This window comes from Rubricella aquisinus (genome assembly GCF_014199445.1).
Taxonomy (GTDB): Bacteria; Pseudomonadota; Alphaproteobacteria; order Rhodobacterales; family Rhodobacteraceae; genus Rubricella; species Rubricella aquisinus.
Window position 1 is genome coordinate 66,893 of sequence record NZ_JACIJS010000006.1, and the last position, 25,465, is coordinate 92,357.

At 62.4% G+C, this 25,465-nt stretch carries 20 protein-coding genes; 7 read left to right on the top strand and 13 right to left on the bottom strand.

Annotated elements, in window-relative coordinates:
- Positions 1–2 precede the first annotated feature (2 nt).
- On the bottom strand, positions 3–665 hold the full coding sequence (locus FHS89_RS10645) for a thiamine diphosphokinase (RefSeq protein ID WP_184011447.1): 663 nt from the start codon (positions 663–665) through the stop codon (positions 3–5).
- Between the two features lie 102 nt (positions 666–767).
- On the opposite strand from FHS89_RS10645, the gene FHS89_RS10650 reads away from it, so the two are divergent.
- Positions 768–1,712: a hypothetical protein gene (locus FHS89_RS10650; RefSeq protein ID WP_184011449.1), complete on the top strand. Its 945-nt coding sequence runs from the start codon at positions 768–770 to the stop codon at positions 1,710–1,712.
- Positions 1,713–1,716: 4 nt separating this feature from the next.
- Here FHS89_RS10650 and FHS89_RS10655 read toward each other — a convergent pair whose 3' ends face one another.
- From FHS89_RS10655 to FHS89_RS10670, 4 genes are all read right to left on the bottom strand, one after another.
- Positions 1,717–2,169, bottom strand: a complete 453-nt coding sequence (locus tag FHS89_RS10655; RefSeq protein WP_184011451.1) for a CreA family protein — start codon at positions 2,167–2,169, stop codon at positions 1,717–1,719.
- Entirely contained in the window at positions 2,166–2,399 is a 234-nt protein-coding gene (locus FHS89_RS10660) for a DUF2842 domain-containing protein (RefSeq protein ID WP_184011453.1), read from the bottom strand. Before FHS89_RS10660 ends, FHS89_RS10655 begins: the two co-directional genes overlap by 4 nt.
- A gap of 68 nt (positions 2,400–2,467) precedes the next feature.
- A complete protein-coding gene (gene metG / locus FHS89_RS10665; RefSeq protein ID WP_184011455.1) occupies positions 2,468–4,174 on the bottom strand; it encodes a methionine--tRNA ligase in 1,707 nt (568 codons plus the stop codon).
- A gap of 73 nt (positions 4,175–4,247) precedes the next feature.
- Positions 4,248–5,456 carry an MFS transporter gene (locus FHS89_RS10670; protein ID WP_184011457.1) on the bottom strand — a complete coding sequence of 403 codons (1,209 nt, stop codon included), beginning with the start codon at positions 5,454–5,456 and terminating at the stop codon, positions 4,248–4,250.
- A 193-nt stretch (positions 5,457–5,649) separates the two neighbouring features.
- On the opposite strand from FHS89_RS10670, the gene FHS89_RS10675 reads away from it, so the two are divergent.
- From FHS89_RS10675 to FHS89_RS10690, 4 genes are all read left to right on the top strand, one after another.
- Complete coding sequence (locus tag FHS89_RS10675; RefSeq protein WP_184011460.1) at positions 5,650–7,428, top strand: ABC transporter transmembrane domain-containing protein; 1,779 nt, start codon at positions 5,650–5,652, stop codon at positions 7,426–7,428.
- 138 nt (positions 7,429–7,566) lie between these two features.
- Positions 7,567–9,465 (top strand): acyl-CoA synthetase, encoded by a 1,899-nt coding sequence (locus FHS89_RS10680; RefSeq protein WP_184011462.1) that lies wholly within the window; start codon positions 7,567–7,569, stop codon positions 9,463–9,465.
- Positions 9,466–9,761: 296 nt separating this feature from the next.
- Positions 9,762–11,210, top strand: a complete 1,449-nt coding sequence (locus tag FHS89_RS10685; protein WP_184011464.1) for a TrkH family potassium uptake protein — start codon at positions 9,762–9,764, stop codon at positions 11,208–11,210.
- Positions 11,210–12,787, top strand: a complete 1,578-nt coding sequence (locus FHS89_RS10690; protein ID WP_184011466.1) for a 5-guanidino-2-oxopentanoate decarboxylase — start codon at positions 11,210–11,212, stop codon at positions 12,785–12,787. The genes FHS89_RS10685 and FHS89_RS10690 overlap by 1 nt, the downstream gene beginning before the upstream one ends.
- On the opposite strand, the gene FHS89_RS10695 is transcribed toward FHS89_RS10690, so the two are convergent.
- The 8 genes from FHS89_RS10695 to FHS89_RS10730 form a co-directional block, all read right to left on the bottom strand.
- The gene (locus FHS89_RS10695) at positions 12,765–13,670 is read right to left on the bottom strand and encodes an endonuclease/exonuclease/phosphatase family protein (RefSeq protein ID WP_184011468.1); all 906 of its coding nucleotides are present in this window, start codon (positions 13,668–13,670) and stop codon (positions 12,765–12,767) included. The genes FHS89_RS10690 and FHS89_RS10695 overlap by 23 nt on opposite strands.
- Before the next feature lie 138 nt (positions 13,671–13,808).
- Positions 13,809–16,043: a TRAP transporter permease gene (locus FHS89_RS10700; RefSeq protein ID WP_184011470.1), complete on the bottom strand. Its 2,235-nt coding sequence runs from the start codon at positions 16,041–16,043 to the stop codon at positions 13,809–13,811.
- Between the two features lie 120 nt (positions 16,044–16,163).
- Positions 16,164–17,150 carry a TAXI family TRAP transporter solute-binding subunit gene (locus FHS89_RS10705; RefSeq protein WP_184011472.1) on the bottom strand — a complete coding sequence of 329 codons (987 nt, stop codon included), beginning with the start codon at positions 17,148–17,150 and terminating at the stop codon, positions 16,164–16,166.
- 261 nt (positions 17,151–17,411) lie between these two features.
- Complete coding sequence (locus FHS89_RS10710) at positions 17,412–18,746, bottom strand: sigma-54-dependent transcriptional regulator (protein ID WP_184011474.1); 1,335 nt, start codon at positions 18,744–18,746, stop codon at positions 17,412–17,414.
- Positions 18,743–20,596: a sensor histidine kinase gene (locus tag FHS89_RS10715; protein WP_184011475.1), complete on the bottom strand. Its 1,854-nt coding sequence runs from the start codon at positions 20,594–20,596 to the stop codon at positions 18,743–18,745. Before FHS89_RS10715 ends, FHS89_RS10710 begins: the two co-directional genes overlap by 4 nt.
- Positions 20,597–20,635: 39 nt before the next feature.
- Positions 20,636–21,394, bottom strand: coding sequence for an ABC transporter permease (locus FHS89_RS10720; protein ID WP_184011477.1), 759 nt, complete (start codon positions 21,392–21,394; stop codon positions 20,636–20,638).
- A gap of 1 nt (position 21,395) precedes the next feature.
- Entirely contained in the window at positions 21,396–22,184 is a 789-nt protein-coding gene (locus FHS89_RS10725; protein ID WP_184011479.1) for an ABC transporter ATP-binding protein, read from the bottom strand.
- A 59-nt stretch (positions 22,185–22,243) separates the two neighbouring features.
- Positions 22,244–23,251 (bottom strand): ABC transporter substrate-binding protein, encoded by a 1,008-nt coding sequence (locus FHS89_RS10730; RefSeq protein ID WP_184011481.1) that lies wholly within the window; start codon positions 23,249–23,251, stop codon positions 22,244–22,246.
- Positions 23,252–23,551: 300 nt separating this feature from the next.
- Between FHS89_RS10730 and otnK the strand changes: the two genes are divergently transcribed.
- Positions 23,552–24,820 (top strand): 3-oxo-tetronate kinase, encoded by a 1,269-nt coding sequence (otnK, locus tag FHS89_RS10735; RefSeq protein WP_184011483.1) that lies wholly within the window; start codon positions 23,552–23,554, stop codon positions 24,818–24,820.
- Complete coding sequence (otnC, locus tag FHS89_RS10740; protein WP_184011485.1) at positions 24,817–25,464, top strand: 3-oxo-tetronate 4-phosphate decarboxylase; 648 nt, start codon at positions 24,817–24,819, stop codon at positions 25,462–25,464. The genes otnK and otnC overlap by 4 nt, the downstream gene beginning before the upstream one ends.
- Position 25,465: the final 1 nt, after the last annotated feature.

Here is a 25,465-nt window from a genome sequence, read left to right on the forward strand (position 1 = left end):
GCTTAATCCTTTTTCATCAGGGCGGTGGCGAGCATGGGCAGGCATTCGGTCGGCACGATCAGAAGGCACGGGCCGTCCATCGTGATCTCCACCGGGCCGGTTGCCCGGTTGGAGGTGCCAAGCTGCCCGGAAATGGTCATCTCCAACCCGTCGATGGGCCAGTGCAGCCCGCGACTGCGCACGCCTCTACATGCCCCCAGCGGAAAGAGGGAGATGCGGGTGCCGGGCGGCACGGGCAGGCTGATCTCAGACGGGCAGAGGCAGGCGACATCCTCTTGCCCGAGGATGATGACATGGCCCGCATCCCCACGGCCCAGCCGGCCCAGCACGGCGAGCATGTGATCCATCCGCGCGCCCGTGAACCCAACGCCAAGGATCAGGGGCGCGCGGATCACCTTGAGGCATTTGTCAAAATCGGTGCTGTTCTGATCGCTGTCATGCAGCACAGTGACCCCGTCTGTGATCCAGTTCGATTTGTCCTCTAGGGAATCAAGATCGCCAATGATGACAGAGACATGCCGCCCCAGCGCGCGCGCCTTGTCCGCCCCCCCATCGGCGGCAATGCAGACAGGGGCGAGGGTTTCTGCCCATCTCAGGGCGTCCTCCGTCACCTCCCCGCCACCCACAAGCAGGACGGGGTGGTCAAATGTCACTTCGTGGTTCATAGCCTCCGCAATCGGTCATTCCGGCGCAAGGGTCAAGCGGTGCGCTGGCCTTGCAACCGGGCGAGGGCGTCATAATATAGCGCGCAAGGAGGAGCCCGTTCGATGAAGCAACCCCGACAGGTGACGGTCAATTGCAGCGGCAGGGTCTGCGTTTTACGCGGATTTTCCAACCCGAAGCCGATGATCGACCTGTTCGCGCGCGTCGCCCGCGTGGCGGAGCGGAAAGGGCAGGACCTGACGCCCGAAGGGGTCGCGGCGGTGCTGGCAAAGCGGCGCATCCTCGGGATCAAGGTCACTGGAACACCAGAGCGGATCGTGATGGAGAAATCCACGCGCCAAACCAACATGCTGCGCCCGCGGGAAGAGGCGGAAAAGCGGATGGAGGCCGCGCGCAAACTGATCGAGGAGCGCGCCCGCGCGCATCCGCCCTCCCCCGATCTGAGCCTGTTCAATCCGCTGATGTCGCTCAGCCCGCTTGGCTATGTGTCGGGCACGCGGCCGGAGGTTGATCTGTCAAAACTCGATGCGTTCGAATGGAGCACGATCGACACGCCGACGATCACGCCCTTCGCCGCGCCGGATGTGGTGGCGGAAACACCCGACTCCGATGACGATTTTGTCATGAAAACGGATATCCCCGCGCCGGGGCAGGCCAAGGCAGCGGCCCCGTTCGATGCCCCCCACGACGCGCTTAGTGATGCGCTCGAAGCCGCGATGAGCGGTCAGATCGTCGAAGAAAAGCAAATGTCCGAGCCGTCCCTGAGCCTGTCGCTTGCCGATTACGCGGCTCCTAGGCGGCCCAAGACGCTGGAACAGGCGCTGGAGATCGCCGCCGCCTATCGCCGCTTCATCCACGGTGAGCAGGTGTTCGCCCGGCGCGACGTGCTGCTGGATGTCGATGATATCGCCATCGACGGCGCACCCTTCCCGCCGGATGTGAAACTGCGCGCCTTCAACGCATTGGTCGAGCAGGGGGGCAGCCTGATCCGCAAGGATCGCGGGCTATTCACACTCGGCAAATCGCTCGAAATGCGTTACGGGCGGTGAGGGATCATTCGGCCCAAGGGCGGATGACCACGGCTGAAATCGCGTTCTTCGGGCTGCCGTCGATCAGCCGGTCGGAATAGGTCAGATAAACCAGCGTGTTGCGCGCCTCGTCAAAGAAACGCACGACCTGAATACGCTTGAACAGGATCGACGCGCGTTCGCTGAACACGTCCTCCCCCTCTTCCAACGTGTCCAGAAAGCGGATTGGCCCGGTCTGACGACAGGCGATGGACGCGTCGGAGGTGTCCTCCGCAAGTCCAAGGGAGCCGCTGATGCCGCCCGTCCGCGCGCGGGAGACAAAGCAACTGACCCCTTCGACTTTTGGGTCGTCAAACGCTTCGACCACGATGCGGTGATTGGCGCCCAACAGTTTCCATGCGGTCGTGACCTCGCCAATCTCCTCCGCCGCGACGGGGGTGGCGAGCAGGGCAAGCGACAGCGTGAGCCAGCGTATCATGCCTCTGGCTCCTTCGGGGCGTCGGGATCGGGCTGGCCAATGCCCTTGAACACCGCCTTGAACGGCAATGCCCAGACAATGCCGAGCGCCACATAGATCACCAGTTCCAGCCAAAGCGGCGGGCGATCAAACATCGCCACGATGCTGACCGCCGCGATCATATAAAGCGGCAGTCCCACCAGCAGCAGTAGGAGCGAAAGGCGACGACGGGTTTTGTATTTCAATGCCATGGCAGGGATATAGGTCTCTGATCGGGTCAGGCCAAGCGCCCGGAGTGATTTCAGGTCTGGGCGCTCGGTCAGCCCTTGCCGGCGTAGCGGGCCTGCATCTCCTCCCGCGCCTCATCCGTGATCTTGTCGAACAGGTTGGCGGGCACGGTGAAGGCATGCCCGGCGGGCAGGGCGCTCATCGCCTCAGCGACGCTTTCGGGCCACTCCGCATCGGTGGCGTTCATCGCCTCCAGCATCGTATGGGCGGCATCGGGGATGAAGGGTTTTGACAGCACGGCATAGAGCCGGATCAGGTTCAGGGCGAGCCGGATTTGAGCCGCGGCACGGTCCGGGTCTTCCTTGAACACGGCCCATGGGGCGGCGGCTTGCAGATATTCGTTGCCCGCCACCCAGATCGCGCGCAATTCGGCCGCGGATTTACGAATATCAATCGCCTCCATATGCGTTTCATACGCCTTGAGGCGGGTCTCAAGATCGGCGATCAGCGCGTCCTCCTCCGGGCCATACTGGCCGCCCGAGGGCACCTCTTCGCTGAATTTCGAGCGGCAGAATTTGGTTACGCGGCTGACGAAATTGCCCAGCACGTCGGCCAGATCCTTGTTCACCCCGGATTGGAAGCTCTCCCAGGTGAATTCGCTGTCGGATGTTTCGGGGCAATGGCTCAACAACCACCAGCGCCAATAATCGCTCGGCAGAATATCGAGTGCCTGATCCATGAACACGCCGCGCCCGAGCGAGGTCGAGAATTGTCCGCCCTCATAATTGAGGTAGTTGAAGGATTTGATGTAATCCACCAGCTTCCACGGCTCCCCAGAGCCAAGGATCGTCGCAGGAAAGCTCAGGGTGTGGAACGGCACGTTGTCCTTGCCCATGAACTGCACATATTTCACGTCCTGCGCACCCGCATCGGTGCGCCACCAGCGTTTCCAGTCATTACCGGTCTTGTCTGCCCATTCGACGGTCGCCGCGATATAGCCGATGGGCGCGTCGAACCAGACATAGAATACCTTGTCCTCCAGCCCCGGCCATGGCGCGCCGTTGCGCGTGACCTTGATGCCCCAATCCAGATCACGGGTGATGCCGCGATCCTGCAGACCGTCCCCATCGTTCAGCCATTTCTTCGCGATGGAAGTGGTGAGCACCGGCCAATCCGTGCGCGACTCGATCCATTCAGAAAGCTGCCCGCGCATCTGCTTTTGCCGCAGGTGCAAGTGGCGCGTTTCGCGCACCTCCAGATTGGTGGAGCCGGAAATGGCGGAGCGCGGCTCGATCAGGTCGGTGGGATCAAGCTGCTTGGTGCAGTTTTCGCACTGATCGCCCCGCGCGCGGTCATAGCCGCAATTGGGGCAGGTGCCCTCGACATAACGGTCGGCCAAAAACCGCGCGTCATCGACCGAGTAAATCTGATGCTCGACCACTTCGGAAATCAGGCCCGCGCGATCCAGCGCCTCGGCAAATCCTTGGGTCAGCTTATGGTTCGCCGGATCGGAGGTGCGCCCGAAATGATCGAAGCCGATGCGGAACCCGCGCGCCAGATCGGCCTGCACCGCGTGCATTTCCGCGCAATATTCCGCCACCGGCTGCCCGGCCTTTTTCGCGGCCAGTTCAGCCGGGGAGCCATGCTCATCCGTCGCGCAGATATGCAGCACCTCATGCCCGCGCCCCCGCATGTAGCGGGCATACACGTCTGACGGCAATTGCGAGCCGATCAGGTTCCCAAGATGCTTGATCCCGTTGATATAGGGCAGGGCGGACGTGATGAGGATACGGGCCATGGTATGCTCCAAGGGGTGATGTTGGCGGCGGTGTAGCGAAATTCCGCGCCATGTGCCAGCCATTGTGGGACGGCTATTTGCGGAACAGCCGCTGTAGGATGAAGCTGGTGCGCGGGCGGTAAGTGTAGGGTGTTTTCTCGACAGGGGCAGGGCGCGCGCGGATGCGCCACAGGCTGAACAGGATCAGCGCCACATGGGCTGCTGCGATATAGATGAACAAGGCGCGCGGCCCGTAGCCCCCGATCAGGACTGAGGCGATATAGGGCGACGCGATCGCGCCGACCGAATAGGTGAACATCAGGCTTGCGTTCAATTCAACCACGCTGCCTTCGGGACAAAAATCATTGGCATGGGCGGCAGAGACGGAAAAGAGCGGGAAAGACGCGAACCCAAACAGCAGCATCGACAGGTACAACCCGCCCTCAAATGCGAACAAGCCGCCACCAATGGCCCCCGACACGATCAGGGCGGTGACCGACATCCCGATCAGCACATGCCTGCGGTCGATCTTATCCGCAAGCCAGCCCGTCGGCACCTGTGCCAAGGCACCGCCAAGCAGCCCGGCGGCCAGAAACACGCCGATCTGATCGTTGCGCAGCCCCTGTTCGGTGCCATAAAGCGGGCCGGCCATACGGAAGGCGGACATGGTGATGCCCGATACGAACACGCCCGCTGCACCAAGGGGCGAAAGGCGAAACGCGAATTTCGGGCGCAGGCGGGGGGCGGTGCCGGTCGCGGGTGGCGCGCTGGTGGTCAGGGTGATGGGCAGAAGGCACAGACAGGCGAAAATCGCCAGAATATTGTAGGAGACATAGGCGGCAGGCTCCAGAAACCCGATCATCAACTGCGCGCCCAGACCCGCAAGGATATCGACCACGCGGTAGACGCCCAGAACCCGGCCCCGGTTTGCGTTCGTCACTTTGGATTGGAGCCAGCTTTCCACCACCGTATAGGCGCCCGCCACCGCGATGCCCGACAGGATACGCAACGCCATCCATGCCTCCGCCACATCCGTGAGCGTATGACCCAAGGCCCCAAGGATGCCGCAGGCGGCAAAGGCCGCAAACGCCCGGCTTGGCCCCACGGAGCCGATCAGCCGCGGTGCCCACCAGCAGCCGATAAAAAAGCCAAAGAAATGCGATGACCCAAGCGCCCCGATCTCCCCTGCGGAGAAGCCCAACATCACGCCCGACAGCGCATCAAGAGGCCCCATCGCACCGGAGGAAAGCTGCACGAAAATCACCGACAGAAACAGTGCAGCAAACGAAATCAGAAGTCGCATCAGACAGGGGCCTTGAACCGGTAAGCGCCCCTGTTAGCGCGGGCAGGGGCTGCTGTCCTGCCCATTCGCGACATCGTGTCAAAATGCATGAAGGTCAGTGCGCCGCGCGGCAATTCCGCCACCTTACGGACCCGTGCCTTGCTCCCTTAAGGTTCCGTTGCTAAGAGCAATTAACGACGCAATAGGGAAATACATGCCAAACCATAGTGAAGAACGCGCAAAGGCGAAATCCCTTGGCCCGATCCGTGGGCTTATGCCGTTTCTCAAACCCTATCGCTTCTGGATTGTCGCGGCCCTGTTGGCGCTGACCACGACCGCCGCGCTGACCCTGATCCTGCCGGTTGCCGTGCGTCGTGTGGTCGATGGGTTCCTGACCGAGAGTGTGGCGCAGATGGATGCCTATTTCGGCGCGGCCATCGGGATTGCGGCCTTGCTCGCCATCGGCACGGCCGTGCGATATGCGCTCGTCACCATCATCGGGGAACGGGTCGTCGCGGATATCCGGCGCGCGGTCTATGACCGGGTGATCGGCATGTCCCCCTCGTTTTATGAGCGGTTGATGACGGGGGAGGTGCTGAGCCGCCTGACCACCGATACCACGCTGATCCTGTCGGTCGTGTCCTCGTCAATCTCTATCGCGTTGCGCAATGTGCTGACCTTCTTTGGCGGATTGGTGATGATGCTCTTGACCTCGTTGAAGATGACGGGGTTGGTGCTGTTGATCGTGCCATTGGTGATCGTGCCGATCCTTGTGCTCGGGCGGCGGTTGCGTCGGTTGAGCCGGGAAAACCAGGACCGGATCGCGGACAGTTCCGCGCAGGCGAATGAGACCTTGCAAGCCGCACAAACCGTGCAGGCCTACACCCATGAAGGACCGAGCCGCGCGCGATTTGGCGCGCTCACGGAGGCGGCTTTTGGCAGTGCGCGCACTCGGATCAAGGTGCGCGCTGCGATGACGGCCATCGTCATTTTCCTCGTGTTCTCCGGCGTTGTGGGCGTGCTGTGGATTGGCGCGCGGGATGTGCGCGCCGATGTGCTGACGCCGGGCACGCTGGTGCAGTTCCTGATCTATTCGATCCTTGTTGCTGGCTCTGTCGCCTCCCTTTCGGAAGTTTGGGGGGAGGTCATGCGCGCGGCGGGCGCGACAGAACGGCTGGTCGAATTGCTCAACGCCCATGACGATGTGGATGATCCGAACCAGCCGCAAAAACTGGGCCCGGTCGCGGGCCGGATCGCATTTGAGGACGTGACCTTTGCTTATCCCGCGCGGCCCGGCCAATCGGCGCTTGATCATGTGAATTTCGTGATTGAGCCGGGGCAGACCGTGGCCATTGTCGGCCCCAGCGGGGCGGGCAAAACGACGATTTTCCAGATGTTGCTGCGGTTTTATGATCCGATGTCGGGGCGCGTGACACTCGATGGGACCGATATCCGGGATGCCGCCCGCGTCGATGTGCGCAACCGTCTGGCGCTGGTGCCGCAAGAGCCGGTGATTTTTGCGGCCTCCGCGATGGAGAATATCCGCTTTGGTCGCCCCGATGCCTCTGATGCGGAGGTCGAAGCGGCGGCGCGCGCGGCGGCTGCCCATGACTTCCTCACGAAACTGCCCGATGGCTATGACACCTATGTGGGCGAGCGGGGGGTGATGCTCTCTGGCGGGCAAAAGCAACGGATCGCGATTGCGCGGGCGATCCTGCGCGATGCGCCGGTGCTGTTGCTGGATGAGGCGACCTCCGCCCTTGACGCGGAAAGTGAGCGCGCGGTGCAACAGGCCGTGGACCTTTTGTCCAAGGACCGAACGACACTGGTGATCGCGCACCGGCTCGCCACGGTGAAAAAGGCGGACCGCATCATCGTGATGGAGGATGGTGCGATTGTCGCCACCGGAACCCATGACAGCCTTGTCGCTGAAGGCGGGCTATACGCGCGGCTTGCTCGCTTGCAATTCACCGCGACCGAAGACGCGGCCTGACCGGGCCATCCTGCTGACGCAACGACAGGAAATGCACTTACGCTGCGTTTCCTCTTGCTTGGGCCAGCCCCTTCCGCCTCAATGGTAGCAACGAAAAACGCGCGAGAACGCGCTTGTAACCATTGGGAGGACGGCCAGATGCAAACTGTGGCGACCCTTGCGGACAAAATCGCAATCGAAAATGCCATGCCGGTCAGCGAGCGCTGGAGCGCAAAGACGGTCTATGAACAACTCAGCCAGACCGCTGCGGCCCATCCCGCGCGCCCTGCCATCAGCTTTCAGATCAAATCGGGCGAAAAGGATAAGGCCGAAACCCTTTCTTGGGCCGATCTGCATGGCCGTGTGACCCAAGCGGCCAACCTGTTTCGCGCGCTGGGCGTGGGAGAGGGCGACGTGGTCGCCTATCTCTTGCCCAACGCGAATGAGACGGCGATCACGCTCCTGGCCGGGGCCACGGCGGGGATCGTGAACCCGATCAACCCGCTTTTGGAGCCAGAGCAGATCGCCTCCATCCTGCGCGATACGGGCGCGAAAGTGCTGGTGACCCTCGCTCCGATGCCCAAAACCGATGTGGCGGAAAAGGCGGCCAAGGCTTGCGCGCTGGCACCCAATGTCAAAACCATTCTTGAGGTGGACCTTACCCGCTATCTCAGCCCGCCAGTGAGCTGGATCGCGAAATTGATCCGGCCCAAGCCCACGGGTGGCCACGCGGCGAAGGTGCTGAATTTCAATGCGGAAATGGCGAAATTCAACGCAGGGGCGCTTGATTTCGATGAGCCGGGCGACGATGGGATCGCTGCCTATTTCCACACGGGCGGCACGACGGGCATGCCCAAGATCGCCCAGCACCGCCATTCCGGCATGATCTATAACGGATGGTGCGCCAAGGAGTTGCTGTTTGATGAAAAGGACGTGCTGATCTGCCCCCTACCGCTGTTCCATGTGTTTGCGGCCTATCCGATCCTGATGGCCTGCCTCAGCACGGGCGCGCATATGGTCCTGCCGACGCCTCAGGGGTATCGCGGCGAGGGCGTGTTCGACAATTTCTGGAAGCTCGTGGAGCGCTATGGCGTGACCTTCATGATCACCGTGCCGACGGCAGCCGCCGCCCTGATGCAGCGCCCGGTGAATGCGGACCTCTCGACGCTGAAATACGCGCTTTGTGGCTCCTCCCCCTTGCCGTTGGAACTGATCAAACGCTTTGAGGCGGCGACAGATGTGAAGATTATCGAAGGCTATGGCATGACGGAGGCGACTTGCCTTGTGTCCTGCAACCCGCCGGGTGGGGAGCGCAAAGTCGGCTCTGTCGGCCTGCCGATGCCCTACACAGAGGTTCATATCCTGCATTGCGACGCCGATGGGAACGTGACCCATGAATGCGACGTGGATGAAATCGGGGAGATTTGCGTGTCAAACCCGGGTGTCATTCCCGGCTCCACCTACACGGAGGCGGATAAGAACCACAAACTCTTCGCCAAGGACGTGTTCCTGCGCACCGGCGATCTGGGTCGGGTGGATGCGGACGGCTATGTCTATATCACGGGCAGAGCAAAGGATCTGATCATTCGGGGTGGTCACAATATCGACCCCGCCCTGATCGAGGAGGCGCTATCGAGCCATCCGGCGGTCGGTTTCGTGGGGGCGATCGGGCAGCCCGATGCCTATTCCGGTGAAATCCCGATTGCCTATGTCGAGCTTGTCTCTGGCGCGGAGGTCAGCACGGAGGAGTTGATGGCCCACGCGAAGGAGCACATCACCGAACACGCCGCGATCCCGAAGTATATCGAGATCATGGACGAATTACCGAAAACCGCCGTGGGCAAAACGTTGAAGAACGAATTGCGCAAGGCAGCGACCCAGCGTGTGTTCTCCGACGCGCTCCATGCTGCGGGCGTCGGGGCGACGGTGACGGAGGTCTATGAGGACAAGAAACGCGGGCTGGTCGCGAAGGTCGTCAAAACGGACGAGGACGCGACGGACGAGATGGTGCAAACCGTCCTTGGCAGCTTCGCCACCCCATGGGAATGGGGCAGCTAAAAGGGGCAGGGGGCGCGGCGCGGCATTGAGCCCCGCCCCGCCCCCGTCGCCTGCGGCGATGAGTATTTGAGGAAAGATGAATTTGGGGGGTGTGAGAGTGTGCCCGATGGTGGTTCCCCTCTTTGGAGGGGAGCTCTATGGCGGCCTCCTTTTAATTGTCGGGTTGGTTTGGACAAAAAACCGGGCCGGCCCGCCACGCCGCTCGATCATTTTTGGACGTGGTGCAAGGGGCCTGATCAGGAGCGGCTTGTGTTTGCATTCTTGACAGCCGCGTGCCGCTCGCCCAAGCCTTGCCCATGATCGCATTGCGCCCTGTCGGATATGTTATTGGCCTCTTGGTGACAGCCTTGGGGGCGACCATGGTTCTGCCGATGCTGGCGGATTTGGTCGATCCGATCGGGGATTGGCGGGGGTTTGCGATATCCGCCTCCGTGACGCTGACGGTGGGGGGGCTTTTGACGCTGTCCTGTGCGTCCGGGCGGACAGGGGCGCTTGATATCCGGCAGACCTTTATCCTCACGGTGGCCACATGGGTCGTGCTGCCCTTGTTCGGGGCCATTCCGTTTCTGTTTGGCGCGCCGAATGCCACCCTGACGGACGCGTTTTTCGAGGCCGTCTCGGGGCTGACCACCACCGGCTCCACCGTGTTCACCGGGCTTGATCAATTGCCGATGGGCACGAACCTGTGGCGCGGCCTCTTGCAATGGTTCGGCGGGATCGGGATCATTGTGGTCGCGATGGCGTTCCTGCCGTCGCTGCGGGTCGGGGGGATGCAGATTTTCCGCTCCGAAGGCTTTGATACCTTTGGCAAAATCCTGCCGCGCGCGGCGGAAATTGCAGGCACCATCTCCGGCATCTACCTCGCGCTGACGCTGATGTGCTTTCTCGCCTATTCCTGGGCCGGGATGCCGTTTTTCGATGCGATGATCCATGCGATGACCACCATCGCGACAGGCGGGTTTTCGAGCCATGATGCCTCTTTCGCGGCGTTCAGCGCGAGTGCCGAATATGTCGCCGCGGCCTTCATGCTGATCGCGAGCCTGCCTTTCGTGCGCTATGTGCAACTGGTCGCAGGCACCGCGCAGCCGCTTTATCGAGACAGTCAGGTGCGGGCCTTTTTCGGCATCGTCATCACGGTCGTTGCGGTGCTGACCCTGTGGCTGTGGCTGTCGCGCGGCTGGGTCGGGGAGGAGCCGTTTCGCAAGGCGCTGTTCAACGCGGTCTCTCTGATGACCGGCACCGGCTATGCCAGCGCGGATTACGGGCTTTGGGGCGCGTTTCCGGTTACGTTGATGTTCCTCATCGGGCTGATCGGGGGCTGCGCGGGCTCCACCTGCTGTTCGATCAAGGTGTTCCGGTTTCAGCTCCTGTGGGCCGGGCTGATCACCCAGGTGCGCCAGATCGTCAGCCCGTCGGGCGTGTTCACGCCGCGCTATCAAAACCGGCCCGTCAGTCAGGATGTCATGTCCTCGGTCATGGCGTTTTTCGTGATGTTCATCATTACCCTGTTTGCGGTGGCAACGATCCTTGGGCTGATGGGGCTCGATACGCTGACATCGGTGTCGGGTGCTGCGACAGCACTTGCCAATATCGGGCCGGGGCTGGGGCCGATCATCGGGCCTGCGGGGAATTTCGCGGATTTGCCCGATGGCGCGAAATGGGTGCTGGCGATCACCATGCTGATCGGGCGGCTGGAGTTGATGAGCGTCTACGTCCTGTTCACCATCGCATTCTGGAGGGGCTGATGCCGACACTCGGGCAACGATTGGCAAAGGCGCTTGCCGCGCGGGGGGTGACCACCCTGTTCGGTATTCCGGGCGTGCATAATGTTGAACTGTACCGTGGGATTGAGGCGGCGGGGCTCTCTCATGTGCTGGCGCGGCATGAGCAGGGCGCGGGGTTCATGGCCGACGGTTATGCGCGGGTGACCGGGCAGCCCGGTGTGGCGCTTGTTATTTCAGGGCCGGGTTTGACGAATATCATGACGCCAATGGCGCAGGCATGGTCCGACAGCGTGCCAATGCTGGTGATCTCTGCCACGTTGGAGGCGCGGGATCGCGGTGCGCGCATCGGTCGGCTTCATGACATGCCGGATCAAGAGGGCGCGGCGCGCGCGGCATCTGGGCAATCCTTCACGGCGTCCACACCTGCCATGCTTTGGGATCAGTTGGAGGCGGCGTTCGCGTCTTTCGCGCAGGCGCGGCCCGGACCGGTGCATATCCAAATCCCCCTTGACGTGTTGGCCGCAGAGGCCGGGCCAGCGCCCGCACCACGCCCCCTACCGCGCAGGCCCGGGGCGGACGCTGTGGCCCTGTCTGACGCAGCCCGGATGATCGCGGCGGCAAAACGGCCCCTGATGGTGCTTGGCGGCGGCGCGTGGAGCGGGGCAGAGGGGCTGTCGGCGTTGAGCGAACGCGCCTCCATCCCGCTTTTCACCACCTATGCGGCGCGGGGTATCGCGGCGCCGGATCATCCGATGTGGCTTGGCGCGACGCTCGCGCGGGCGCGCGCGGCGGAGGTCTTTGCCCGCGCCGATCTGGTGATCGCCATCGGAACCGAATTGGCGGAGACCGACCTGTGGCGCGCGCATCCGGGCCATGACTGCCCAATGATCCGCGTGGATATCGACCCGGCGCAGTTGAGCGCGCGGCATCGCGCTGACCTTGCCATTTGCGCGGATGCGGGGGCGTTTGCCGGCGCACTCGATATGCCGGACGAGAGCCGTAGCGCGTGGACGCAAAAGGAGGTGCGCGCATGGCGTGACAATCTCACGGCATCCGCCATGCAAGAGCGGCCGGAGCCCGCGCGCGTGATCCCTCATCTGACGGAGGCGCTGACGCCCCGGTCCTGCGTGGTATCCGACATGACCGGTCTGGCCTATCTCGGCAAAGAGGTCGTGCCGCTGCCGCAGGGGGCACGGTGGCATCATCCTTTCGGCTTTGGCACCTTGGGCTATGGCCTGCCCGCAGCGATCGGCGCAAAGGTCGCGGATCCGGCGCGGGAAGTGATCTGCATCGCGGGCGATTACGGGCTGCAATACACCATTCAGGAGCTTGGCACGGCGGTGGAGTTGGGGCTGGGCCTGCCGATCCTCCTGTGGGACAATGCAAAGTTGGGTGAGATCGAAGTGGCGATGCAAACCGCGCAAATGCCGCCCATCGCGATTGCCGCGCAAAACCCCGATTTTGTCGCCCTTGCGCGGGCTTACGGGGCGGCGGGGTGCGAGTTGGCGCGGTTGCGCGATCTGGGGGCCGTCCTGCGCGATGCGTTTGCTGCTGACCGGCCGATGCTGATCCGCATCACTCCTGAGACGCCGGAATAAGGTCGGGCACGCGGAAATCAGCGATCACCGGGTAATGGTCCGTTGGCCATTCGCCATCGAATTGGCGACGCATCACCATGGGTGCACCGACAGGGACAATGCCGCCCGCATAGGCGATATGATCAATCGCGCCAAACAGATTAAAGCCCCTGTTGAAATGATAGGTGGACCCCTCCACGGGGGAGAAGGTCATCCCCGCCGCCTCATGGATGTCCACCGCCTCATCACCCGCGCGCGCGTTCAGATCACCAACAAGGAACACCGGCGCGCCGGCCTCCATCAACGGGGCCATGCGGCGGACAACCAGATCGGCGGACAATCGGCGGTTGGACCAGCTTTTGAACTCGTAATGCACGTTATAGACGGTGAAGGGCTGTTTCCCGTCCTGTTCAAACGTCACCCAACTGGCAAAGGCCGGGAAGGAGCCGTTGAAGGTGCGGGAATAGATCACATCAGGCGTATCGGAGAAAAAGAACCAGCCCTGATCCCGCACGCGGACCCTGTCCGCGCGGTACAGGATCGGTTGGGTGGAGGGAAAGCTGCGCGGATCACCCACGGCAGCGGCGGCATAGCCGGGGTTCTGGGCCAACAGCCAGTCAAGGGTGAGGTTCACATCGCCCCCGCTGCCGCCGCCGAAACTTTCCATCTCCTGAAAGGCGATGATATCGGCCTGCAATGCCTTGAAGGCCTGATCAAGCGGCCCTTTGCGCCGTTCCCAATCACCAACGGACCACGCGCCTGCCGCCCGCCCGAGGATGATGTAATGCACATTGTAGGTGCCAATGCGCAACGTGTCAGGCGCGGGGGGCGGTGGCAGGGGCGTTTCGCTGGCGCAGGCACTCAACAGGCCCACCAGCGCGCAGATCTTAAGCCATAGCCGCATGTCTATTCCCTCATCGTCCCAGGGCAGCCTATCGGGCGTGGCCGCTCCTGTCCTTCACGATAGCGTGCATACGGGCACAAAAAAACCGGCGCAGGATGGTCCTGCGCCGGTCTTTGTCTTGGGGGTTGGGCGGTGCCGTCAGTCGGCGGTGCCGACGCTGATCGTGGCATCGGGGGCCGGGCGGATCACCTTTTGCACAAAGAAGATGCCAGCCGTCGCCGCAATCCCGATCAGGTCAGTCATCAAGCCGCCCGCGATCATGAAGAGGGCGGCCACCACAAGCCCCACACGCACGAACCACGCGGCCCGCGCCCCCACAAACCAGCCCTGCACACCAGAGCTGAGCAGGAACACACCGATCACCGCCGTGACCAGCGCCCGCGCAACTTCAAAGAACGCCCCATCCATCAACAATGCCGAGTTGTAGAAGAACATGAACGGCACGATGAAGGCGGCGATCCCGATCTTGAACGACGCGACAGAGGTCTCCATGGGGTTGGAGCCGGAAATCCCCGCTGCCGCATAACTTGCGAGCGCCACGGGGGGCGTGATCGCGGATACCACCGCGAAGTAGAACACGAAGAAATGCGCCGTCAGGGCCGGAATGCCCAACTCGATCAGGCCTGGTGCCACGACCGAGGCCGCAACCGCATAAGCCGCCGTGGTCGGCATCCCCATCCCCAGAAGGATCGCGATGCACATGGCAAAGAACAGCGCCAGAAGCTGGCTCACACCGGCAAGGCCCAACAGCAGGTTGGAGAAGCGCGCACCCACCCCGGTGAGGGAGATAACGCCCACGATGATGCCAGCACAGGCACAGACCGCGATGATCTGGATCGACATTTTGCCCGCGATATCGAAAGCCTGAAGGATGCTCCGCCAGCCCATCTTATAGGGTGTCAGCCAGCTTACGACCGCCGCTGCCGCCGTCGCATATGTGCCCGCACGGATCACCGAATATCCGGCAAACAGCGCCCAGATCAGGATAATGATCGGGATGAACAGATAGACCTGCTTCACCATTTTGCGGAATTTCGGCAACTCGTCCTCACGCATCCCGCGCATACCGAGCTTGGCCGCCTCGAAATCCACCATGAAGTAGATCGACACGAAATAGAGGATCGCGGGGATGATCGCGGCAATCGCGATCTCCGTATATGGAATGCCCGTGATCTCCGCCATGATGAAGGCACCAGCCCCCATGATCGGCGGCATGATCTGACCCCCGGTGGAGGCCGCAGCCTCAACCGCGCCGGCGGTCTTCTTGTGATAGCCGACCTTCTTCATCAACGGGATGGTGAGGGAGCCAGTGGCCACCACGTTGCCCGCCGAAGTGCCGTTGATCATCCCCATCAGGCCAGAGGCAAAGATGGCGACCTTGGCCGGGCCACCGCGCGCACGGCCTGCCGCCGCAAAGGCGAAGTTCACGAAATAATCCCCCACCTTGGACGCCTGAAGGAAGGCGGCAAAGATGATAAAGAGGATGATATAGGTCGAGGACACCGCCGTGGTCGGCCCAAGGATGCCCGCATCGGTATAGACTTGGGAGAAGAACCGCTGCCATGTGATCGCGGGCGAATTCAGAAAGCCCGGCAGGTATTGGCCCAAGAACACATAGCACAAGAACACAGTAGCAATCACCACGAGCGCCAGACCGGCGACGCGGCGTGTCATCTCCATGATCAAGAGCGTGCCTGCCACCGCGGCAATCGACATGCCGATCGGGGCAAAGGGCGTCCCGGTGGAGTTGCGCATCAGCGTGCCGTAGATCGTAATGAGATAGGTCGCGACCGCAAATCCGCAGATCATCAGCACCATATCGGGGGCCGCAAATCCGCCCCGCGTGCGCTTATGAAACCATGACAGCACGATCCCGCCCACCGTGGCGATCATCAGCGGAAGGCCGAAATACCATGTCTCATTGGTTCTGATGCGGGCGTCGATACCGTTCCACATCAGGCCATTTTGGATCTCCACCGCGAAGGAGAACGCCATGCCAAGCGACATCAGCGCAGGCGCCAGAAGGGCAAGGCCAATATATCCAAGAAGCGGTGTTTCAGCCTCTCTCGTATCGGCAAAGCCGCGACCGCCGAACATCAAAAAGCCGAGCGCCAGCGCACCGGCGACGTGCACGATGCGGAAATTCCACGTCTCCATCGGGAATTGCGGGAGAAGCGGGATTTCGATCCCGGTCATGCTCTCAATGGAGACGCCATTGAGCGCTGCCATGTGGAACATCGCATAAAAGGTGGACAGGGCGGCGATCAGGAGCGCGCTATTGCCTTCAAACAGGCGGCGATTGCTCTCTACGGGTTCTTCATCGACGCCTTCGGCGAGGATGATGTCCTCGTCTGTTTGCGCTTTCTCGGTCATGGATGTCCCTCCGGGGCGGACCCGGTCTTGGTGCCGGGCGAAGTCTGTTTCAAAAAGGGCCGCGTTTCACTTTACAACGAAACGCGGCCCCCTGTCTTGGCTCAGATCAAGTGATCTGGATTACATGCCGGAATGGATCATATCTGCGGGAATGGAGGCACCATTCTCGTTGAACCACTTTGCGGCACCAGGGTGCCACGGCATGAAGGTGTTCTTGTCCCAGTTCTCCGGCAGGGTGGAGCGGGCGGCACGGTGGATGTTCACCATACGCTCGTTGTCGGACATCACGACCTTGGTCGCTTCATAGACGAAGCTTTCGGGCAGGTCGCAATTCGCAATCGCGAAGTTCCACATGGACACGGACCGTGCCGGCGCTTCCAGCGTGGTGTAGGTGTCTGCCGCGATGTTGAACGCTGCCACCGGGAAGGCTGCCATAATCGCGGCCTGCTCTTCTTCGGTGAATTCGATGATGTTCACATCGGTCTGCACCTCAAGCTGGGACACGGCCGGAACCGGAACGCCAGCGGCGAAGGCGATCACGTCCAGCAAACCATCCTGAAGCTGACCACCAAGGTCAGACCAGCCACCATTGCGACGCTCGAAATTGACGCCAAGCTCTTCCATCATACGCGGGAAGTAGGTGTCAGAGGTGGAGCCAGCAGGGCCAAAGCCGATGCGCGCGCCATCCGGGATTTCGCTGATCGACGTGATGCCCGAGGAGGACAGCGCCGTCACGGAGAACGGGGTCTGGTACATCGGGAACATCGCGCAGGCATTCGTCATCTGAAGGCCGGGTGCGATCGGGTTGGTGCCGTCATAGCTTTCGCGTGCAGGGCCCATCGTGGTCATGCCGAACGCCGCGTCGCCAGTGTGCACGAGCGCCATGTTCTGCATCGGGCCGCCGGTGACTTCGCCGCCGCCGGACACACCCAGCTCATCCGCGACAAGGTTCGCCCAGCCGGAGCCATATGCGAAATAGGTGCCGCCTTGGGATGCGGTGCCAACGGTGAAGCTCTCCGGCCAGCCGGTCCGATCCACATGGCCACCCGCAAATGCGGTGGTGCCCACGAGGGTGGCCGCAGCCGTCATCATGAAAACAGCTTTCATTCTCTCATTCCTCCTGTTTGCGCCGGATTTATCTGCCCCCGGTTTTAAGGGCGCCCGGCCTTTTGACCCTGCAAGTCACCTCGCAGGGCACAGCACGTCTAACTGTGCATGGGGACAAACTGCACTGGATCACCGCCATATCAAGCGACGCAACGTCACCAGATGGAAAAAACCCGGCTTTGGTGGGGGTGCTGTCCCGTTTTCGGCACAAGCCCCCCTCTGCCATGTGTCGAAACCGACCCATGCGCGGGGCGGGGGGCGCTATTCCGCGAATGCGTCCCGGCTCAAACCGTATTTCTGCATTTTCTCATAGAGCGCCTTGCGCGACAGACCGAGCGATTCGTAGGTTTCCTTGAGGCTACCGCCATGGGCAAGGAGGCTCGCGGCGATTAGCGCCTTCTCATGGGCGGCGACCTGCTCGGCAAGGGTTTGGCTGCTGCTGGTCGACGCCTCCCCGATATCAAGGTCAAGGCCAAGCGCGAAACGGTCGGCGGCATTGCGCAACTCGCGCACATTGCCGGGCCATGGCCGTGCCGCAACCGCATCAAGGATCGCGCCCGGCACATCCGGCGCGGGCCGTTTGTAGCGCGCGGCGGCTTCCTGCACGAGGTGCACGAAAAGGCGCGGCACGTCCTCGGGCCGTTCGGCAAGGGTCGGCAGGGTCAGGGTGACGACATTGAGCCGGTAAAGGAGGTCAGAGCGGAAATGCCCCTCCGCCGCGGCGGCGACCAGATCGCGCTTGCTCGCCGCGATGAACCGCACATCCAGCGCGATCGGATCATTCGAGCCAAGCCGCGTGATGGAGCGGTTCTGGATAGCGTGCAACAGTTTCGCCTGAAGCGGCAGCGGCATACTCTCGATCTCATCCAGAAAGACGGTGCCGCGCCGTGCATGCTCAAATTTGCCATAACGCGCCCGCGTCGCACCCGCAAACGCGCCCGCCTCATGGCCAAACAACTCGCTTTCGATCAGATCAGCGGGCAGGGCGGCGCAGTTGATATGAACAAAGGGCGCGTCAGAGCGGGGGGAGGCCCGGTGCAGTGCGCGCGCGGCGACCTCCTTCCCGGTGCCGGTCTCGCCGACAATGAGCACGTCGGCCTCCGTCTCTGCGATGGTGCGCAGGGTCTGGCGCAGGCGCACCATGACCGGGCTGCGGCCCGTCAGGCGCGCCTCTATCGCGTCGCGCCCACCGACCTGAGAGCGCAACGCGCGGTTTTCAATCGTGAGCCGCCGCTTGTCCTGCGCACGGCGCACCGTTTCCACCAGCCGGGCGGGTGCGTAGGGCTTTTCCAGAAAGTCATAGGCCCCGTCGCGCATGGACTGCACGGCCAATTCGATATCGCCATGCCCGGTCACGAGGATTACCGGAAATTCGGGGTCGATCTCCAGCGCGCGGCGCATCAACTCAAGCCCATCCATGCCCGGCATCCGAATATCGGTGACAAGAATACCGGGAAAATCGCGCGCGACCCGCGCCAGCGCCTTCTCCGCGTCGGAGAAAGCCGTGACATGCATGTCCTCCAGTTCCAAAGACTGGATCGCGGCAAGGCGCAGGTGTTCTTCATCATCGACGAACAGGATGGTTTCGCGGCTCATTCTGCGGCGACCTCTTCTTTCTGGTGCGGGCTGGCGGCCATCAGGTCGATCACGAAAACCGCGCCTTGTTCGGCGTGGTTATGGGCCGACAGGCTGCCGCCGAAATCCTTGATGATGTTGTAGGAGATCGACAGGCCAAGCCCCAGCCCTTTTCCCGGGCTTTTGGTGGTAAAGAACGGATCGAACACCTGCGCCAGCGTGTCCTCCGTCACACCGGTCCCAAAATCGCGGACCTGCACTTGCCAGCCCGGCGCGGTTGTGACGACGGAAAGTTCGATCCGGGGCGCATCCGATGTCTCCATCGCGTCGAGCGCGTTGGTCAGCAGGTTCACAATCACCTGTTGCAGGCGCACGCGCCCGCCCATCACCCAGATATCGTCACGGGGCGCGGCGTAATCGAGCACCGCGCGCGCCGTGGCGAGGCGGGGCCGCATCAGATCAATGGCATCCTGCACCACTGGCAAAAGCGGGATTGGCCCGATCTTTTCCTGCGGGCGGCGGGCGAAATTGCGCAGATGTTTGGAAATGCTCGCCATCCGGTCGGCCATCATGGAAATGCGGCTGATATTCTCGCGCGCATCCGCCGCGCGCCCACGGTCCAGAAAGGTCGCGGCGTTCTCGGCATAGGATTTCACGGCGGCAAGTGGCTGGTTGAATTCATGCGACAACGCGGCTGACATCTGACCGAGTGCTGCGAGCTTTCCGGCCTGTACCAGTTCGGCTTGCGTCTTGCGCAGGCGTGTTTCGGCGGCGGTGCGGTCCTCGACTTCCTGCTGCAACTGGCGGTTTGCAATGTTGAGGTCCACTGTCCGCTCCGCCACCCGCGCCTCAAGCAATTCTTGCGTGGCGCGCTGGGCCTCGAACCGTTCGCGCAGGCGCGCGCGGCGCTGCTGGTAGATCGCCCCGATGGTCCCAAGAAACAGGATCACCAGCACCATGATCGCCACAATGGCGAGCGCTTGCGTGCGCGCAGGCCCCGTTGGTGTCAGCACAGTGACCGTCCAGCCCGCGTCAAACAGGCGGGTGGAGGACGCGATATGCTCTCCAGCATCGCCCAGCGTCACAAGCTGGAAATCGTCGCTGAACGGCGCGACTTCGCGCGCAAGCGGCGTGATCCGGTCGAGCGGATATTGCCGGGTCGCCTCAATCTCCGCCATGCTGTCGGACGTCAGCGGAGAGAGGGCGCGAAAATGCCAATCCACTCGGTTCGACATGAACACGATGTCATAAAGATCGCTCACGATGATAGTGTCGGTGCCGCCGCGCCATGCCTCCTCAAACCGCTCAAGAGAGATTTTGATGGCAAGCACCCCGATGATCCGGGTGTTGTCCAGAACCGGGGAGGCAAAGAAATAACCCCGCTCCCCCGATGTGGTGCCAAGGGCGGCAAACCGGCCCAGCCCGCCGTCGCGCGCTTGGGTGAAATAGGGGCGATAATCGAACCGCTGGCCGATAAACGGACGGTCGGTGCGGTAATTGCTGGCCGCGATTGTGAGCCCGGTCATGTCCATCAGATACACATCCGACGCATCGAGCCGCAGCGCCGTCTGGCGCAACTGTTCGTTCACGAAGGGCAACAGCCCATCATTGTCCGGGTCTTTTAGCACCTGCGTAAGGAGCGGGCGTTCCGCGACCAGCGCGGGAAGGGGCGCGTATTGGCGCAAAGCCCCTTGCAGGCCCTCAAAGGCAAGCCGCAGCGTCGCTTCCGCCCGGGCGCCGGATTGGGTGATGACCATCCGCTCCACCCGCGGATGCACGATGACGCTGAGCACAATGGCAAGCGCCAGTGACGCGGCCACAATGCCGCCCAGCCCCTTGGGCAGGTAAGAGGTGATGCCGCCGCGTGCCATGGCGCGCAGTATGCCGCGCGCATTCACGCTTGCCTAGGCTTAGCTCGCCGGGCGCTCCGCCCAACCGGCAAAGATCTTTTCCAACAGAACCACCGCGTAATATAGAAGAATGCCCAGCACGGCGAGCGCGATCAGCACCGCAAACATCAGCGGATAATCTCCGTTCGTCTCCCCCGATTTGAAAAGCGCGCCAAGCCCGCGCTGATGGGGGGAGATGATCTCAACAAGATTGGTACCGATAAAGGCCAGCGTGACCGATACCTTCAGCGCACCGAAAAACTCCGGCAGGGTCTTGGGCAGCGCGATCTTGAGAAAGATCGTGACCTTGGACGCGCCAAGGCTGCGCAGGATGTCGCGATATTCCGGCTCCAACGTCGAAAGGCCAATCCCGACGGAGACCGCAATCGGAAAGAAGGAGATCATGAAGGCCATGAGGATCGTGTTAAAATCATGCGCGCCAATGAAAATCAGCGAAATCACCGGCACCAGTGTTGCCTTCGGGATCGCGTTGAATCCGACAAGTAGGGGATAAAGCGCATCGCGCATGATCTGGGAAAAGCCCATCAACATGCCGATAAACGTGCCCACCAGCACCGCGAGCAGCAATCCGGCCACCGTCCGCCACAGGGTCTGCCAGCCCATTTCGATAAACAGATGGCTATAGCGGCCATAGGCGGGCGGCAGGTCCGAGGGGGAGGCCATTTTGTAATTCGGCCAGCCATTCACATAGACCAGCAATTCCCACAGACCGAGGAAGATCAGGATGGCAATCGTCGGGACAGCGATCTTGCGCAGCATGTCAGTGCACCTCCGGCGCGCGCCCTTGGGCGATCTGGATCTGTTCGCGCAGGATGTGCAGCATCTCTGTCGCTTCGGGGGTATAAAGGCTCTCGATCGTGCGGTCGGCTGGCAGATCGACCTTGAGCGTGTATTGCGCATGGGCGGGGCGGCCCGACATGACGATCACCTGATCACCCAGAAAGACGCTTTCGCGCAGATCATGGGTGATGAGGACGGCGGTAAACGGCTCCTGCGCCCGCAGATCGCGCATGGTCTGCCACAGATCCTCCCGCGTGAAGGCATCAAGCGCGCCAAAGGGTTCATCCATGATCAGCACATCGGGTTTATGCACGATGGACCGGCACAGCGACGCACGCTGGCGCATCCCGCCCGACAATTCCGACGGGCGCTTGTTGGCAAAGCCGTTGAGGCCCACAAGATCGAGCAATTCATGCGCCCGCGCCTCTTTCTGTGCCTTGGGCATGGAGGGCGCGACGATCTCTAGCGGCAGGATCACGTTTTGCAGGATCGTGCGCCATTCCAAAAGCACCGGGTTCTGGAACGCCATGCCGACTGTTTTGCGCGGGGATTTGACCAACTCGCCATGCAGCCAAACCTCCCCCGTGTCAGGCTTCATCAATCCAGCAACCAGCCGGGTCAGCGTGGATTTCCCGCAGCCCGACGGGCCGACCACAGCACAAAACTCACCCTCAGGCACAGCCATGTTAAGCCCATCCAGCACCGGAAGCGGGCCAGCGGCGGTTTGATAGGCGTGGCTGACGCCTTTGATGTCGATAAGGTTGTCCATGGGGGCCCGCTTGTGTTCAGGGGTGGCGCGGGCAGATCACCGCCCGCGCCGGGTTTGGGTTACTTCAACATCCGTGCTTCTGCCGGGGGCAGATAGGCATCGGTGAAGAAAACAGACGCGTCAGGTTCGCTGTTGAACTCATAGACCGATTTGGTCTGTTCAATCGCGTTGGCCATCCGGGTCGGGTCGATGCCGCCAATGCCATTTGCGGCGACATAGTCGGTCAACACGTTCGCGTCGATAGCCATTTGCAGGCGCTCGACCTCCAGCGCCTTGTCGGCAGCCGGGTTCCGCTCCAACAGCGCGTCCACCGCAGCACCCGGATCGGCAATCGCCTGTTTCCATCCTTCGGCAATCGCACCAAGGAAGGCGGTCAATGCCTCCGGGCTGGCGTCCACGAAATCGGTATTGGCGATGATCGCGTTGCCGTAAAGCTCAACCCCTTCATCCGCCATCAGAATGACGGAAATGTCGTCGGCCGGCACGCCAAGCCGCTTGAGGTTCAGCGTGGAGGAGAACGAGAAGCCCGTCACCGCGTCCACCTGACCTTCGGCCAGCATCGGCTCCCGCGTTGGGAAGCCCACAGGCTCGACCGTGATGTTTTCGATGTTGAGGTTGTTTTCGGCAGCAAAGATCGGGAACTGCGCCCATGCACCATCAGGCGGCGGGGCACCGAGCACGCGGCCTTCCAGATCGGCGGGAACGGATACGCCCTGGCTCTTGCGGCCCACAACCGCGAAGGGCGGCTTGTCATAGATCATCATGACAGCGGTGACCGGCGCGCCGGGGTTCTGATCGAGAAACCGCATCAGCGAGTTGATATCGGCGAATCCCACTGGGAACGCCCCGGTCGCGACCTTCGGGATCGCATCGAGGGAGCCGCGGCCTTCCGCAATCTCCACCTCAAGCCCTGCCGCGGCGAAGATGCCGTTGTCGATGGCGAGGAAATAGGGCGCGGACGGCCCCTCAAAGCGCCAATCGAGCGCGAATGGCAATTCTGTCTGAGCAGCCGCAGCGCCGGTCAGCACCAGCGTCGTGGCAGCCGCAGTGATGGTTCGTTGAAACATTCCCTGGTCTCCTGAAGTGATAAGCGCTCCCCCGGATGGCGTGGGGCCAAGGGGGAGATTAGACAAAACAACAGCAATCCCGCCAGCCCCACAATGAAAACCGCGCCTGTCCAGTGCGGGCGGCCTGCCTCTGCCCTGAATCTGTGCATTTTTGCGGTGGTTTGCGCGCGGGTTCAGCACGCGACAAACAAAACTGGTCGGAATCCCGGACCAATTTTGCGGTTTTCGCGTGTGTCTGCCGCGCGGGCGTTGTTAAAGTGCCGACGAAGTAGGGACGATCAAGACAAGCAAGGGGGCGTCATGACCATCGTGTTGGGCTGCATCGCAGATGATTTTACCGGGGCAACCGACCTTGCGGGGCTTCTTACGCGCAGCGGTGTCCCGGTCTCATTGCGCATCGGGGTGCCCGATGCCCCGCCGCAGCCCGACGCCTGCGCCCCCTTTGAGGTGATCGCGCTGAAATCGCGCACCGCCCCTGTGGAGCAGGCGGTGGCGGAGTGTCGTGCCGCGCTCGCATGGCTCAGGCAGGGTGGGGCGGCGCGGTTCTTCTGGAAATATTGCTCGACCTTCGACAGCACGGCGCAGGGCAATATCGGCCCCGTGGCAGAGGCTTTGATGGCCGATCTTGGCACGGATCAGACGATCTATTGCCCGGCCTTTCCCGAAAACGGGCGCAGCATTTATATGGGCAATCTGTTTGTCGGGGAGCAGCCTTTGCATGAAAGCCCGATGAAGGATCACCCGCTGACCCCGATGCGGGACAGCAATCTGATGCGGCTCCTGACGCCACAGGTGACGCGGCCCGTGGGGTTGGCCAATCGTCAGGCGGTCGCGGGCGGAGCACTTTCCGCGCGCCTTGCCGATCTTGCCGGGCAGGGGGTGGCGCATGTGATCGTGGATGCAGTCGCGCAAACCGATTTGGACGCGATTGCCGCCGCCTGTTATCACATGCAGCTTCTCACCGGCGGCAGTGCCGTGGCGATGCCTTTGCCCGAGCTCTACCGCACGGCGGGCCTTCTTGATGCCACGGCGGAGGCGACTGCGCCCCCGGTGATCGGGCCGGGCCTGATCGCGTTGTCGGGCAGTTGTTCCGCGATGACGCGCGCGCAAGTCGCGGCCTACGCCAAGGATGCTGCGGCCTACCGGCTCGATCCGTTGGTTTTGGCGGGGGAGGGGCCGGGGGCCGCGCGCGACTGGCTTGCCCAACAGGTCCCGGAGGCCCCCAAAATCCTCTATGCCACGGCTGAGCCGGAGGAGGTGCGCCGCGCGCAGGCGCAGCTTGGCGTCGCACGGGCGGGGGAGGTCGTGGAGGCCGCACTCGCGCAACTGGCGCTTGACGCGCGCGATCAGGGCGTGCGCCGGTTTGTCGTCGCGGGCGGTGAGACATCGGGCGCTGTGACCAGCGCGCTGGGCGTCTCCCGGCTTGAGATCGGCGCGGAAATCGCGCCCGGCGTGCCCTGGACCTATTGCCAATCGGATGGGCAGGACATCGCACTTGCCTTGAAATCAGGAAATTTCGGGGCCGAGGATTTCTTTGCCACCGCCTTGCGGAAACTGGACGCGCCATGAGCCATGAAGCCGATCTGAGAGAGCAGATTTGCCTGCTTGCCAAATCCATGTTCGACCGGGGCCTGACCATGGGCTCCTCCGGCAATATCTCTGCCCGGCTCGATGATGGCCGCCTGCTTGTCACCCCAACGGGAAGCTGTTTCGGGCGGCTTGATCCCGCGCGATTGTCCCTGTTCGACGCAGGTGGCGCGCATATCGGCGGCGACAAACCGACGAAGGAGATGCCGCTCCATCAGGCGTTCTATGATACTCGAGCGACGGGCGCCGTGGTGCATCTGCATTCGTGTCACGCAACCGCCCTGTCCCTGCTGCCGGACACCGATCCTGACGACATGCTGCCCCCCCTCACGGCCTATGGTGTGATGAAATTGGGGAAGGTGAAGATGCTGCCCTATTTCATGCCCGGTGATCCCGCGATGGGGGAGGCCGTGCGCGGGCTCGCGGGCAAACGCAGCGCGGTGGTGCTGGCCCATCACGGACCTGTCGTGGCGGGCAAGGATGTGGAGGCCGCGTGCTACGCCATGGAAGAATTGGAAGAAACGGCGAAACTTACTTTGATGACGCGCGGCATGGGCGCGCGCACGCTTGGGGACGCGCAAATCCGCCAATTGGTACAGACCTTTGGCGTGGAATGGGAGGACTGAC

Excerpts from the sequence above, each read along its gene's own strand:
- FHS89_RS10715 (WP_184011475.1), bottom strand. The coding sequence starts at position 20,596 with ATGGCACGCGGCGGCATCACCTCTTACCTGCCCAAGGGGCTGGGCGGC.
- FHS89_RS10695 (WP_184011468.1), bottom strand. The coding sequence starts at position 13,670 with ATGCGGCTATGGCTTAAGATCTGCGCGCTGGTGGGCCTGTTGAGTGCC.
- otnK (WP_184011483.1), top strand. The coding sequence starts at position 23,552 with ATGACCATCGTGTTGGGCTGCATCGCAGATGATTTTACCGGGGCAACC.
- FHS89_RS10685 (WP_184011464.1), top strand. The coding sequence starts at position 9,762 with ATGATCGCATTGCGCCCTGTCGGATATGTTATTGGCCTCTTGGTGACA.
- FHS89_RS10650 (WP_184011449.1), top strand. The coding sequence starts at position 768 with ATGAAGCAACCCCGACAGGTGACGGTCAATTGCAGCGGCAGGGTCTGC.
- FHS89_RS10710 (WP_184011474.1), bottom strand. The coding sequence starts at position 18,746 with ATGAGCCGCGAAACCATCCTGTTCGTCGATGATGAAGAACACCTGCGC.
- FHS89_RS10675 (WP_184011460.1), top strand. The coding sequence starts at position 5,650 with ATGCCAAACCATAGTGAAGAACGCGCAAAGGCGAAATCCCTTGGCCCG.
- FHS89_RS10680 (WP_184011462.1), top strand. The coding sequence starts at position 7,567 with ATGCAAACTGTGGCGACCCTTGCGGACAAAATCGCAATCGAAAATGCC.
- FHS89_RS10725 (WP_184011479.1), bottom strand. The coding sequence starts at position 22,184 with ATGGACAACCTTATCGACATCAAAGGCGTCAGCCACGCCTATCAAACC.
- otnC (WP_184011485.1), top strand. The coding sequence starts at position 24,817 with ATGAGCCATGAAGCCGATCTGAGAGAGCAGATTTGCCTGCTTGCCAAA.
- FHS89_RS10655 (WP_184011451.1), bottom strand. The coding sequence starts at position 2,169 with ATGATACGCTGGCTCACGCTGTCGCTTGCCCTGCTCGCCACCCCCGTC.
- FHS89_RS10720 (WP_184011477.1), bottom strand. The coding sequence starts at position 21,394 with ATGCTGCGCAAGATCGCTGTCCCGACGATTGCCATCCTGATCTTCCTC.
- metG (WP_184011455.1), bottom strand. The coding sequence starts at position 4,174 with ATGGCCCGTATCCTCATCACGTCCGCCCTGCCCTATATCAACGGGATC.
- FHS89_RS10705 (WP_184011472.1), bottom strand. The coding sequence starts at position 17,150 with ATGAAAGCTGTTTTCATGATGACGGCTGCGGCCACCCTCGTGGGCACC.
- FHS89_RS10670 (WP_184011457.1), bottom strand. The coding sequence starts at position 5,456 with ATGCGACTTCTGATTTCGTTTGCTGCACTGTTTCTGTCGGTGATTTTC.
- FHS89_RS10730 (WP_184011481.1), bottom strand. The coding sequence starts at position 23,251 with ATGTTTCAACGAACCATCACTGCGGCTGCCACGACGCTGGTGCTGACC.
- FHS89_RS10660 (WP_184011453.1), bottom strand. The coding sequence starts at position 2,399 with ATGGCATTGAAATACAAAACCCGTCGTCGCCTTTCGCTCCTACTGCTG.
- FHS89_RS10690 (WP_184011466.1), top strand. The coding sequence starts at position 11,210 with ATGCCGACACTCGGGCAACGATTGGCAAAGGCGCTTGCCGCGCGGGGG.
- FHS89_RS10700 (WP_184011470.1), bottom strand. The coding sequence starts at position 16,043 with ATGACCGAGAAAGCGCAAACAGACGAGGACATCATCCTCGCCGAAGGC.
- FHS89_RS10645 (WP_184011447.1), bottom strand. The coding sequence starts at position 665 with ATGAACCACGAAGTGACATTTGACCACCCCGTCCTGCTTGTGGGTGGC.